Origin of the sequence: Nocardia sp. NPDC059229 (assembly GCF_042754165.1) — a bacterium.
Taxonomy (GTDB): domain Bacteria; phylum Actinomycetota; class Actinomycetes; order Mycobacteriales; family Mycobacteriaceae; genus Nocardia.
In genome coordinates this window covers 135,024-147,688 of the sequence record NZ_JBHZAK010000007.1, presented here as the reverse complement: position 1 = coordinate 147,688, position 12,665 = coordinate 135,024, and the positions used below count along the sequence as shown (strand labels likewise).

At 68.6% G+C, this 12,665-nt stretch carries 11 protein-coding genes; 3 read left to right on the top strand and 8 right to left on the bottom strand.

Features of this window, described 5'->3' with window-relative positions; translation table 11 throughout:
• Nucleotides 1-131: 131 nt before the first annotated feature.
• From ACFXHE_RS18165 to ACFXHE_RS18155, 3 genes are all read right to left on the bottom strand, one after another.
• Nucleotides 132-1,118, bottom strand: coding sequence for an alpha/beta fold hydrolase (locus ACFXHE_RS18165; RefSeq protein WP_379384396.1), 987 nt, complete (start codon nt 1,116-1,118; stop codon nt 132-134).
• 362 nt (nt 1,119-1,480) lie between these two features.
• The gene (locus ACFXHE_RS18160) at nt 1,481-3,436 is read right to left on the bottom strand and encodes an acyl-CoA dehydrogenase family protein (protein WP_379384755.1); all 1,956 of its coding nucleotides are present in this window, start codon (nt 3,434-3,436) and stop codon (nt 1,481-1,483) included.
• 127 nt (nt 3,437-3,563) lie between these two features.
• Entirely contained in the window at nt 3,564-4,748 is a 1,185-nt protein-coding gene (locus tag ACFXHE_RS18155) for an AAA family ATPase (RefSeq protein WP_379384394.1), read from the bottom strand.
• A 188-nt stretch (nt 4,749-4,936) separates the two neighbouring features.
• Between ACFXHE_RS18155 and ACFXHE_RS18150 the strand changes: the two genes are divergently transcribed.
• The 3 genes from ACFXHE_RS18150 (at nt 4,937) to ACFXHE_RS18140 (ending at nt 6,542) form a co-directional block, all read left to right on the top strand.
• Entirely contained in the window at nt 4,937-5,194 is a 258-nt protein-coding gene (locus tag ACFXHE_RS18150; RefSeq protein ID WP_379384392.1) for a hypothetical protein, read from the top strand.
• 220 nt (nt 5,195-5,414) lie between these two features.
• Entirely contained in the window at nt 5,415-6,086 is a 672-nt protein-coding gene (locus tag ACFXHE_RS18145) for an NlpC/P60 family protein (RefSeq protein WP_354840938.1), read from the top strand.
• A 42-nt stretch (nt 6,087-6,128) separates the two neighbouring features.
• Entirely contained in the window at nt 6,129-6,542 is a 414-nt protein-coding gene (locus ACFXHE_RS18140) for an RNA-binding S4 domain-containing protein (RefSeq protein ID WP_379384390.1), read from the top strand.
• Nucleotides 6,543-6,629: 87 nt separating this feature from the next.
• On the opposite strand, the gene ACFXHE_RS18135 is transcribed toward ACFXHE_RS18140, so the two are convergent.
• The 5 genes from ACFXHE_RS18135 to ACFXHE_RS18115 form a co-directional block, all read right to left on the bottom strand.
• Entirely contained in the window at nt 6,630-7,793 is a 1,164-nt protein-coding gene (locus ACFXHE_RS18135) for a cation:proton antiporter (RefSeq protein WP_379384388.1), read from the bottom strand.
• Nucleotides 7,794-7,820: 27 nt separating this feature from the next.
• Entirely contained in the window at nt 7,821-8,210 is a 390-nt protein-coding gene (locus ACFXHE_RS18130) for a hypothetical protein (RefSeq protein WP_379384386.1), read from the bottom strand.
• An 80-nt stretch (nt 8,211-8,290) separates the two neighbouring features.
• A complete protein-coding gene (locus ACFXHE_RS18125) occupies nt 8,291-10,975 on the bottom strand; it encodes an acyltransferase domain-containing protein (protein ID WP_379384384.1) in 2,685 nt (894 codons plus the stop codon).
• A 174-nt stretch (nt 10,976-11,149) separates the two neighbouring features.
• Complete coding sequence (locus ACFXHE_RS18120) at nt 11,150-11,323, bottom strand: type II toxin-antitoxin system VapB family antitoxin (RefSeq protein WP_354840953.1); 174 nt, start codon at nt 11,321-11,323, stop codon at nt 11,150-11,152.
• A 143-nt stretch (nt 11,324-11,466) separates the two neighbouring features.
• Nucleotides 11,467-12,441, bottom strand: a complete 975-nt coding sequence (locus ACFXHE_RS18115) for an NAD(P)H-dependent flavin oxidoreductase (RefSeq protein WP_379384382.1) — start codon at nt 12,439-12,441, stop codon at nt 11,467-11,469.
• Between the last annotated feature and the right edge of the window lie 224 nt (nt 12,442-12,665).

Here is a 12,665-nt window from a genome sequence, read left to right as displayed (position 1 = left end):
AGTACGTGATCGTGCGGGATTCGTCTCGTCGGCAACCAATATTCGCAGCTAGAGGGCCTGTCACCGGATGCGGAATTGGGGCGGCGGACGTTTCAGATCTTCGAATCCGCCCGCCGCGGATGATCTTCCGGCTACCCCGCGATGGCGTACTCCGGCCCGCAGTCGGGACCGCAGTCCGGGTCCGCGCCGCGCGCCGCCGCGGTCGCCCGGGCCACCAGCGCCACCACCGCGGCGGCCACCTCCTCGGCCCGCTCCAGGATCACGCTGTGCCCGGCGCCGTCCAGCCGCACCAGCTCGGCGTCGGCGACCTGGGAGGCCAGCACCACCGAGTGCGCGAACGGAATCATGATGTCCGCGGACCCCGCCAGCACCAGCACCGGAACCGAGCCCAGCCGGTGCAGGGTCGCGGTCTCGTCGAAGCGGATCAGCGACTCCAGGAAGCTGGCCATGGTCAGCAGCGAGGTGTCGTTGAGCATGGCCGTCGCCACCGCCAGCACGCGCGGGCTCACCTTGCGGGTGCCCAGGGTGGCGTCCCGCATGATGGGCTCGAAGATGCGGCGGCTCAGGTGTTTCGAGGCCTGCATGGCCCGCGGCGCGCGCCGCACCGCCACCCGCAGCGAGTTCACCGCCGGTGCGCTCAGCAGCCGCCCCAGCCCCACCCGGGTCACCCCGTTGGCGGCGCTGGAGAGCAGGCCGACGCCGACCACCCGGGTCCCGACCGTCTCCGGATACAGCCGGGCGTAGGCCAGCACGGTCATGGCGCCCATCGAATGACCCACCAGGACAACGGGTCCGGTCGGCACCACGACCCGCAGCACCACGTCCAGATCCCGGGCCAGCTGCTCGATGGTGTACGTGGAAGGGTCGGCATTGCCGGAATCCCCGTGTCCGCGATGGTCGTAGAACACCATGTGGGTGTCGTCGCCCCAGGTCTGCAGCAGGTGCCCGCGCATGAACGCCCACGATTCGGCGCGCAGACAGTGCCCGTGGACGAACACGACGGTGACGGGGGCGTCGGTGGTGCCGAACTCACGCACCGCGAGTGGCACGCCGTCATCGGCGGACACGGTGATGTGGTGGCCGTCGAAATCGGCCGCGCGGGTGTCGATCGTGGACATGACGTCCTCCTGAAGAGTGCGCCTTCTTGCCCGGTTGTCGATAGAAATAACCCCTGCGTTAACCCCCCACACCAGGCGTTATAGACAAGTTGTCCAACTGTCTCCGCTGATCTATGCACGACTGTCGGGGGATCTGTCGGAGTCTCGCCACATTGCTGGACCCGTGTAGAAATCCCTGTACGTCCGGTCGGCGTCCGCAATTTCTACTTAGATCTAGCAAATGACCTAGACAAAAGTAGATTCATATCGCATCGAGAGTGACCGCATGTCCCATGCCGCATCGTCACATTCCGGCTGTCATGACAATCTGCCGCTCTCTAGAAATCGGACTAGAGGGCGGCAGATTTCTGTGTGGAGCCTGGCTACGTGACCGCCCCCGTCTTCGTGGACGGGAGGAACGGGCGCAGCAGGTTCTGTTCCACCGACGGCCCGAACTGCCATTCGGCGATCCAGGGGCCGGTGCCCTCGCTCGGATCCAGTGCGCCGCCCTCGAGCCAGCGGTAGCGCCCATCGAGGATGCCGCGGGTGAGGTCGGTGTCGGCGTCATCGGTGTTGGACCAGAGATCGTCGAAGAGCTTCTCGACCCGCAGGCGCGCCTGGCGGCAGAAGACCTCGGCGAGTTCCTCGGCGGCCACGCCGTCGGGATTGCCGTCGACCCGCAGGGACTGGGCCCGCACGCAGGCCGCGGCCATGGCGAACAGTTCCGCGCCGATGTCGACGATGCGGCCCAGGAAGCCCTGCTTGTACTCGAGCTTGGCCTGCCAGCGCGCCATGCCGTACATGAGGGCGCGGGCCTGTTTACGTGACATCCGCTCGACGAAGCGCATGTGCCGGGCCAGCGGGCCGAATTCGCCATAGCTGACCGGCGCGGTGCCGGCGCCGACGGTCAGCTGCGGGAACCATTTCGCATAGAAGCCGCTCGCCCCGACCGCCGCCTTGGCCTTGTCCTTGAGCTCGGCATTGCGATCCACCAGCGCCCCGGCCGCGGCCATGTGGGCATCGGCCATCTCGCGGGCGATGAGCAGCCGCATGATCTCGCTGGAACCCTCGAAGATGCGGTTGATGCGCAGATCGCGCACCATTTGCTCGGCGCCGACGGCTCTTTCGCCGCGGGCCCGCAGCGAGGCCGCGGTCTCGTAGCCGCGGCCGCCGCGGATCTGCACCAGTTCGTCGGCGATCCGGCACGCCATCTCCGAGGCCCACAGCTTGGCCAGCGCGGCCTCGATGCGAATGTCGTTGCGGTTCTCGTCGCACATGGTGCCCGACAGATCGAGCACCGACTCCAGCGCGAAAGTCGTTGCGGCGATGTAGGAGAGCTTCGCGCCGACCGCGCCGTGCTCGCCGACTGGGCGGCCCCACTGCACGCGGGTGGCCGACCATTCCCGCGCGATCTTGAGCGACCACTTGGCCGCGGCCGTGCACATGGCCGGGATGGCGAGGCGACCGGCGTTGAGGGTGGTGAGCGCGATCTTGAGCCCGTCGCCCTCGCGGCCCACCAGATTCCGCTTGGGTACGCGCACCTTGTCCATCCGGGTGACACCGTTCTCGATGCCGCGCAGGCCCATGAACGCATTGCGCCTCTCCACCGTGATGCCCGGGCTGTCGGCCTCCACGATGAACGCGGAGATGCCGCCGCGATGGCCCTCGCTCTTGGGCACCCGCGCCATGACCACGAGCAGTTCGGCGACAACGCCATTGGTGGTCCACAGCTTCACACCGCTGATCTCGTAGGCCTCCCCGTCCGCGGTCGGGGTCGCGGTGGAGGCCATGCGTGCCGGGTCGGAGCCCACATCGGGTTCGGTGAGCAGGAACGCGCTCACCGCGCCCTTGGCGCAGCGCGGCAGGAACTCTCGCTTCTGTTCCGGGGTACCGGCCAGCTTGAGCGGTTCGGGCACGCCGATGGACTGGTGCGCGGAGAGCAGCACGCCGAGGCTGGCGTGCGCGGAGCCGACCATCATGAGGGACTTGTTGTAGCCCACCTGCGACAGCCCGACCCCACCGTACTCCTCGGGAATCTTGAGGCCGAAGCAGCCGAGTTCGGCCAGCCCGCGCACGTATTCGTCGGGGACGCGGCCCTCGGCCTCGATGCGCTGGCCGTCGATGGTCTCGCAGAAGGCGCGCAGCCGGGTCAGATACGCCTCGGTCTTGGCGGCGTCCGCGGCGTCGGGGCGTGGGAATGGATGGATGAGGTCGAGCCGGAACCGGCCGAGGAACATCTCCTTGGCGAAGGACGGCTTTGCCCAGGTGGTTTCGCGGGATTCCTCGACCAGTGCCCGGGCTTGTTCTTCGGTGGCGTCGACTTTGGCGGCAGTCGCCATGATGTCCTCCTCGACCGTGATGAGAATCACATTCGAGTGTAGGAGTCTTTGTTACCCGCCGGTAGGGGCTGGCAAAGATCGAAAAGCCTTGTCATGAGATGATCTTGATCGGATGGCTAATCTTTGGTTATTGAACGCCGCGCAGGTATCGGCCGAAATGCGGCACCGTGAAACCGATGGTTCCGCGCTCGGCCGAGTAGATCAGACCCTTCTTGATCAAGCCGTCGCGCGCCGGGGACAACGAGGCGGGTTTGCGTCCCAGCTCGTGCGCCACCGCCGAGGTGGCCACCGGCCCGTCGTCGCCGGACAGGTCGGCCATGGCGCGCATGTATTCGCGCTCGGCCGGCGTCGCTCGCTCGTAGCGGGAGCCAAAGAAACCGACCGCCAGCTCTTCTTCGGCCGCTGGCGACGCCACCGCCACATCCTCGGCCGAGATCGGGCTCTGCGCCGCCGCGTCCCAGACGGCCTTGCCGTACGCCTGCACGAAATACGGGTACCCGTCGGCCTTCCGGTACAGCGCGTCCAGCGCCTCCTCGGAGTACTTCACGCTCTCCCGCTCGGCCGGCGCGATGAGCGCCTGGTCGGCCGACTCCCGATCCAGCCGATCGATGCGGTGGTAGGAGAACAGGCGCTCGGAGTAGCTCTTGGACGCGGTCAGCACCGCGGGCAGATGCGGCAGACCCGCCCCGACCACGATCAAAGGCGCGGCGTCCTGGCTCAATTCGTGGCAGGCCCCGCAGATGGCCGAGATGTCGGCCGCCCCGAGATCCTGCATCTCGTCGATGAACACCGCGATGCCGATGCCCAGATCGCGCACCAGCGCCGCCGCCTCCATGAGCAGCTCCACCAGATCGATCTCGATATCGCCGGAGTCGGCCCGTCCGGTCACCGCGGGCACATCGATGCCCGGGTTCCAGCGTTCCCGCATGCCCTTGCCGTCGGCGGAGCGCAGTGCGAAAGCCTTGAGAATCCCCAGGAAATCATCCACCTGCTCCGGATTGCGGTGTGTCACAGCGATCGAACGCACCGCCATGTGCAGCGCCGAGGCCAGTGGACGCCGCAGTTCCTGATCGGGGCGGGCCTCCAGCTTCCCGGTGCCCCAGCCGCGCGAGCGGGCGGCCGAGCGAAGCTGGTTGAGCAGCACCGTCTTTCCGACGCCACGCAAACCGGTGAGCATGACGCTGCGTTCCGGCCGTCCGCGCGCCACCCGCTCCAGCACGATGTCGAAGGCGTCGAGCTGCCGGTCCCGGCCCGCGAGCTCGGGCGGCCGCTGCCCTGCGCCGGGTGCGTAGGGATTCCTGACAGGGTCCATGCGGCCCAACCGTAGCGCGGTCATCGCGGATTATCCGGGCATCTATCGAGGACGCTAGAGACAGCTATCGACCGGCATACCGGCTCGCCCGATTCGCGATCAGCGGAAGTCGATACAGCGAGTCCGCGGTGTCCCCGGGGGTCTCTACCCTTATGCCTGATTCGTTGGGATCCAGCGCAGGAGGGTTCATGTCGGAAGAAGCCGTACCCACGCCCACCGTCGCGGAGGTGGTCGAATCCTGGAACGTGCCGGCCGAGGCGATCGTGGCCGCGCGCATCCGCAACAACATCCTGGTGGCCATCGAGCGCGGGTACGACGATCCGCAACTGGTGGCCGATCTCGCGGTGGGTCCGCTGGTCATGGCGCTGGGGCAGCTGGAAGTCGATCTCGCGGACGCTCGCCGGCGGATTGCCGAGCTGGAGCGGGCGATCGAGGCGAAGAATTGATAACGGGCGTATCGACCACGTATATCGTCTCGTGATCCGCGGCCCTATACACCGAATTACTTGTTCAGCGGGGCGTTTTCGTAAAGATGCGACGCGCCTATCGTGTCGGGTGGACAACGCGGCGGCCTAGTCGTAATCTTCTCGTGACTTAGCGGAGTCTGTTGCTTCATCGGAGAGGCAGCCCGCGACGTTACAGCAGCAAGATCGGAGATGCGGCTCAGTGGGTAAGCACAGCTTGCAGCAGGAATCTCGGCTTCCGAATTCCGTGAAGGGCGCCATCGTCATGGGTGCGATGGCCGCGACGACTACCGGCGTGTTCCCGGCGATCACCGCCACCGCCGCCACCGTCGAGATCCCGGGCATCGGAAACTTCGACGTGCCGGACGATTTCGCCCCCCAGGTGCAGCAGTTCAACCAGACGGTCAAGGACGCCGAGACGGCGCTGCAGACCCCGGGCGGACTGGGCGGCGGCGCTCAGGTCGGCGTCCCGGCTGCTCCCGCTCCGCAGTTCCAGCTGCCCAGCATCTTCCAGAAGTCCAGCTCCGTCGGCGACATCGCGCTGCACGCCGCCGAGACCAAGGTCGGCGCCCAGTACTCCTGGGGCGCGACCGGTCCCTACAGCTTCGACTGCTCCGGCCTCGTCCAGTGGGCCTACAAGCAGGCCGGAGTCGAGCTGCCCCGCACCAGCTTCGAGCAGTCCAACGTCGGCGCCCCGGTCGCCTTCGAGGACCTGCAGCCCGGCGACATCGTCATCACCAATGGCGGCGGCCACGTCGGCATCTACGCCGGCGACGGCAAGCTGCTGAACGCCGTGCAGACCGGCACCCCGGTCTCCTACACCAACCTGCACGCGAGCCAGGTCGTCACCGCGCGCCGCATCGTCAACGCCTGACGCATATATCGTCGTCAACGCCTGACGCAGTATCGTCGACGTGTGACCACTGCTCCACTGAGCACCACGGCTCAGGCCCGAGTTGATTCTTGGACCTGGGCCGTCCGCATTTTCAAGACCCGCTCCGCGGCCGCCGCGGCCTGCCGGTCCGGGCACGTGCGGGTCAATGGCGTACCGGTCAAGCCCGCACACCATCTGAAGCCCGGTGACGAGATCCGCGTCCGCGTCCATGGTTCCGAACGCATCGTCATCGTCGAGCAGCTCATCACCAAGCGCGTCGGCGCGGCCGTGGCCGGGCAGTGCATGATCGACAAGAGCCCGCCCCCGCCCGACCCGCAGCTGACCGCCCTGCTGCCGCGCCGTGATCGCGGCGCGGGCCGCCCGACCAAGCGCGAGCGCCGCGAGACGGACCGGTTGCTGGGGCGCGACCTCCCCGGGACTTCAGCGGACGGCTAGGAACCGTCGACAGCCTTGCACCCGTGCCGAAGGTTGGGTGCCAACCCGATTCGGCCGTGCCCGACGAGTTACCCTCGACTCACGAAATCAGTTGTCTCGTTGGGATATTGCGGCATCGCCCGGCGTGCCCGTGCTCGTGGACGCCGCCCGCGCTCCCCACGCGGCGGCGGCGATGGTGACCAGCGCGCCGAGCATGAGCGCGGCCGGTTCGCCCGGCTTCAGCACGTGCAGCTGGGTGCCGACCGTGACCGCCGCGACCGGCACGCCGATCTGCGCGGAAGCGATGGCCCCGAGCGGAATCGGCTGACCCAGGAGCCGCATGAGCACGTGGGCCAGCACCGCGCCCGCGCCGAGCGCCAGGCCCAGCAGGATCAGATGCGGGTGGTCGCCGAATTCGCGCAGGTTCAGCCGTGCGCCGAGCCAGACGAAGAACAGCGGCGCGAGGAAGCCGTCGCTGATGGCGAAGAGCTGCTTGGCGACTCGGCGCGGTTCCCCGATGGCCGCCACCACCAGGCCGAGTGCGAAGCCCGCCAGCATGATCGAGACGTGACTGCGGGTGGCGAGCGCGCCGAGGGCGAACAGCAGGGCGAGGCTGACCCGCAGTTCGAGCGCGAACTGCCGATCCTCGGAGATCTTGTGCAGCCGATGCCGGATGCCGGAGTCCTCGAGCCAGCGCAGGAAGAAGTACGCGACCACCGCCGCCCCTGCCACCAGGAGCGCCCCGAGCGCGGCCCGGCTCGCATTGTGCGGATCGATCACCAGCGGTAGCGCCACCACCGCGGCCGCGTCGGCGATGGCGACCTGAGCGGTCGTCTCCAGCACGGGTTTTCCGCTCAGCCGCTGGGAATCGATGATGGGCAGCACGATGGCCGCCGAGGAGGAGGCGAGCAGTACGGCGTAGAGCAGTCCGTGCCCGGTGTCGAACCAGGCCGCGATGCCCTGCCCGGCGATCACCGAGAGCACGCCCACCAGCACCGCGCGCAGCGCGCCCCGCCCCAGCGCCGAGCGAATCGCCGCGTCCCGTACCGGCACGTGGGTGCCGGCCACGAACATGACCACCGCGAAGCCGACGTCGGCGATGAAGGCGAAGGTCGGGTCCTCCGGGTGCAGCAGGCCGAAGCCGGTGGTGCCGAAGACGATTCCGGCCAGTAGTTCACCCAGGATGACCGGCAGGTGCCAGGACTGCCGCCAGGCCAGCCAGGGCCCGGCCAGACCGAGCAGGGTGATGAGGGTGAGGGTCTGGAAGGTCACGGTGTTGTCGTCTCGGCATTCAGGCGGTCAGGGCAGGGAGGCGATCTTCACCGGGATCGCGATGTTCTCGTCGGTGTAGTAGATGGCGCAGACGCGGTGATAGCCGTCCACGATCTGCATGGGCACGGCCTTGCGGAAGTCCCCGCGCACCACCAGGATCGGCGAGAGCGTCAGGCCGGCCGTGATCTTGGCGAGGTCGCGGCGGACGAAGGGGTTGTAGGTCGGCAGGATCTCCAGCTGCGAGGCGCGCAGCAGGTCCTTCGCCTTCTTGTGCACCACGGGGGCATCGCGCAGCTTCTGGATGACCTTGTCGACGATGTCCGGCTCCGCCAGCATGTCGAGGTAGTCCGCGGCGGCCGGGTAGTCGTGCTCGTCCGGCTCCTTCTTCCACTTGACCGTGATCTCGGGGTCCGCCATGGAGTCATCATTCCCGTGCGACCGACCGGTCGCCTATGGACACGCGGAATTCGGTCCCAATTGACCGTTTTGCCCGGCTGTCAGGCTGCGGGGCCGACCACCCACTCCACGCAGATGACCCGCCGATCCACCTGCGCCGCCGCCAGTTCCCGCACCGCACCCGGCTCGGCCGCACTGGGTACGCAGGTCAGCAGCACGGTGAAATCGGTGGGATCCGCCGCCGTCAACTCCAGCAGATTCGCCGCCGCCACCAGCCGCGTCTCCCCCGACGCGTGCACCACGCCCCGGACGGCCGGCCCGCACTCGCGAATGTCCTGCAGCGCCGTCGCCAGATCGGTGCGATCGGCGCAGTCGCACCGCATCACCACGATCCGCTCTTCCATCCCTGTCAACCCCGCCGGCAGCGGCCGCGGCGTGCGGGTCAGCACCACCACGTCCCGCGCCCCCGCCTCCAGCAGCCAGCGCACCGCGACCTCGCCCTGCGGGCCCAGCCCGCCCGCGACCAGATACGTCCCGTCCGCCCGGATTTCGACGGCCGGAAAAGCCGGTGCCTGCGGCTGCCCGGCCGGGTACGCCGCCCCGAAGCCGCCGTCGCGCCACCGGCGCCGCGCACCGGAATCCGGTCTGCGCCATTGCCGTTGCGGTGGAGCGGCCGTCAGCGAGCCGAGGGCCGTCCAGTCCACGGCGCACCCGTCCAGATAGCGCCGCGCGATGGTGTGCAGAAAACTCTCCGCCTCGTCGTCGCGGGACAGCACGGCCTGCGCGCCCTCCCGGAACGGGGCGCGCTCCCGCAATCCCGGGGTCAGTACCGGCTGCGGCCCGATCTCGAGAATCCTCGAAATCCCGTCGGCGGCAGCGGATTCCAGAGCCGCAGCCAAGTGGATCGGATGCCACGCGTTGGCCGCCCAGTAGGCGGCCTCCGTGCGCAGATCGTCCGCCGTGGCGGGCGGTGCCGTAGTGCGCGTGGTCTCGTCCTCGGTGGCCCGGGTGTCCGGCATGCGCGGCACCGGGCCGGGCCGTGTGGTCGAGTAGAAGGGCAGTTGCGGCGGGTTCGCCTCGAGATCGGTGAGTTCACCGTGCAATTCGGCGGCGCGGTCGCGAATCGCGGGCAGGTGCGCGGCGGCGGGTATTGCGTCGGCCGGGAGGCGCTGGGCGAAGATGGTGCGGCGATGGGCCCGCCGCACCAGGGCGTCGATATAGCGGGGCTCGCCCGCCACGGTGATGGCGGTCGGACCGTCCACCGCGGCGACGGCGACATCGGCGCGCATGGGCTCGACCAGCCGGGTCACCTCCGCGAGAGTCGCCTCGAGCACGGCCGCGGCTCCACCCCCACCGGCCCGCTCGAGCAGCCGCGCCCGCGCCACCACCACCCGTGCCCCGTCGTCCAGCGACAGCGCGCCGCTCGCGACCGCGGCGGCGACCTCACCGGCGCCATGCCCGGCCACCGCATCCGCGTGCAGCCCCACCGACTCGAGCAATTCGGCCAGTGCGATCTGAAAGGCGAACAATGCCGAATGCTCGAATACGATGTCGCCCGCGCCGGATTCGCCCGATGTGTCACCCTCACAGTCGAATTCGCGCGCGCGATCGGGCCCGTGGTCGCCGCCTCGACCCGCAGGGGTCGTTCGGTGGAATCCATTGCGCGGCGTCCAGACTCGTGGGCCGCCGGCCGCTGCCACGGCGTCCACGGCCGCGGTCAATGCCGCCGCGAAGACCGGGTATCGGGCCGCGAGCGCGCGTCCCATGCGCGGGTGGCCGCCGGTTCCGGGGAAGAGGAAGAGCGTGCCGCCGTCGTGATCGGTGCGGACCGGGTCGAAGATGCCGGTGGCCGCGCGTTGGAGGGGTGCGGGCGTGACCGTCCCCGTGGTGCGGGCGATCGCGGGCGTGGTGGTGATGCGGCGGGCCAGGGTGCGCAGATGGGCCGCGGCCTCGGCGGTGTCGCGCGCGAGGACCCCCGCGCGGGTGGGTTCGGGTATGAGCCGGGCGGTGGCGGAGGCGAATTCGCGCAGCGAGCGATAGGACCCGATGGCGACGGCCCAGCGCAGCGCGAGGGCGTGGATGGCGGCCGGGTCGCGTCCGGTGAGGGGCAGCAGAACCGGGGGTTCGTCGCCGCGGTCGAGGGCAGGGGTCCCGCTCGGTCGCGCGGGGTCGTCCAGGGCGATGTGTGCGTCGGGGCTGTCCGCCTCGGGGAATCCGATGGCGGGACCGCCGATATCGGCGTAGCGGCGGGTTCGGGTCCGGAGCGCGTCGGTCGTGCGCTGCAGCACCACGACGGTGCAGATGCCGTTGCCGCCGCCGGCGCCGCGATTCCTGGGCACCGGTATCCGAAGGTCCGAAATGTCCGGTAGCAGAGCGAGATCCACACCGCCCGCGATGACGAAGGGCACGGCTTCGTCGGCCAGCAGGCGCACGCCCATGTCCACGGCGACCAGTGGCGAGGCGCGCCGGCTGTCCACGGTGAGGCTGGGACCGCGCAGGTCCAGGGCGCGCGACAGGTGGTGGGCGCTGTTGGTGCCGCCGACCGCGCCGAAGACCACCGCCGCATTGGACGCCGGTGCCAGACAGCCCAATCCGGAGTCGTCCAGGGCTTCCACGGCGACCTCGAGGTTGGTGCGCTGGCGCGGGGTGAGCCCGGCGGCCGCGAGGCGATCCATGCCGAACCACTCGTGATCGAACTCCAGACCCGTCGACCGGCAGCCGACGCCGACGATCGACACCCGGGGGAACGGGGTGGGATCGGTCGATGCTCTCGTACTCTGCCGCACAGGAATGCCCTCCCGTGTCCGCGCGCTGTCGGCCGTCGAGGTACCACCGGCGATTCTGCCAAGAATTCGCCGCGGCCAGAAGAGCTTTCGCGCAGGCGAATTCGTCACCCGGCGCTGTGCAGGTCAGCGCCTACCCGATCGCCCCGACGGCATCGGGGTCATCGTTCCGCACGATTACGAGGCCGTGGCCGTCCGCCCCTGGAAGGGATGGTCGAAATCCTCGGCGGTGGCATGGGAACTGAAGAACCGCAGTGCTAGGTTCACCGCGTCCTGTTCGGTGTTCACACCGGAGATGGCCATGGTCCGGCGCAGCGCGTCGTCGTCGAGATAGATTCGAGTGATGGCCATTTCAGGCACCTCCGCCGCATCCGTCGTGTCCTCAAAGCATGACGGATCCAGCAGGCGCCGATAGCCGGAATGGCCAGAGCCCTTGGCAGGAAATGCCAAGGGCCCTGTCGTAATTGTCTGGGACGTACGGAATTTCGCCGGAATTATCCGATCATGCCCGCGAGCCGTTGCTGGATCAGCGCCTCCGCTTCGATGACCATCCGGGAGACCAGCTCACCGCAGGTCGGAATGTCGTCGATGAGGCCCTGCACCTGACCGGCCGACCAGATGCCGGCGTCCAGGTCGCCGTCCTCGAACACCCGGCGGCCGCGCGCGCCCGCCACCAGATCCTTGACGTCCTCGAACTTGCCGCCGGCCTTCTCGATCTCGACGACCTTGCGGCTGATCTCGTTGTCCGCCACGCGGGCGGTGTTGTGCATGGTGCGGAAGATGAGCTGGGTGGCCCGCTCCGAGTTGGCGACGATCTGCTCCTTGACCGTCTGGTGGATCGCCGACTCCTGGGTGCACATGAAGCGGGTGCCCATGTTCACGCCGTCCGCGCCCAGCGCCAGCGCCGCGACCAGGCCGCGGGCGTCGGCGATACCGCCGGAGGCGATGACCGGGATGTCGAGGGCCCGGGTGGCGGCCGGAATCAGGATCAGGCCCGGTACATCGTCCTCGCCGGGGTGCCCGGCGCATTCGAAGCCGTCGATGGACACACCGTCCACGCCGATCTTCTGCGCCTTGAGCGCGTGCCGCACGCTGGTGCACTTGTGCAGCACCTTGATGCCGGCTTCCTTGTAGTACGGCAGGAAGGGCTCCGGATTGGACCCGGCGGTCTCCACGATCTTCACGCCGGACTCGATGATCGCCTGCACGTACTCCTGGTACGGCGGCGGGTTGATCGACGGCAGGATGGTGACGTTCACGCCGAAGGGCTTGTCGGTGAGCTCACGCGCGCGGTCGATCTCGCGGCGCAGATCGTCGGGGGTGGGCTGGGTGAGCGCGGTGATGATGCCGAGACCACCCGCCTCGGAGACGGCGGCGGCCAGTTCGGCGCGGCCGACCCACATCATGCCGCCCTGGACGATGGGGTGCTCGACCCCGAAGGTCTCGGTGAATCTGGTCTTCAGTGCCATGGGCGCTGTCCTCTCCCTGCCTCTCGCAAACTGCCCCGATACTCGCATAGTTGCATATGGAGCGACAACCCTGATGTGAGTCGGAGTTTGCACCTGACCAGGGCTGTGACCAGTGAACACGGGGGTGGCTGCTTCTGGATATGAGTGTCTAACAGGCTCGAATACATGCTCTGAACTGCTGAATGAAGCCGTGAGAACTTCTCGATGAAACCTTCTCTGTAACC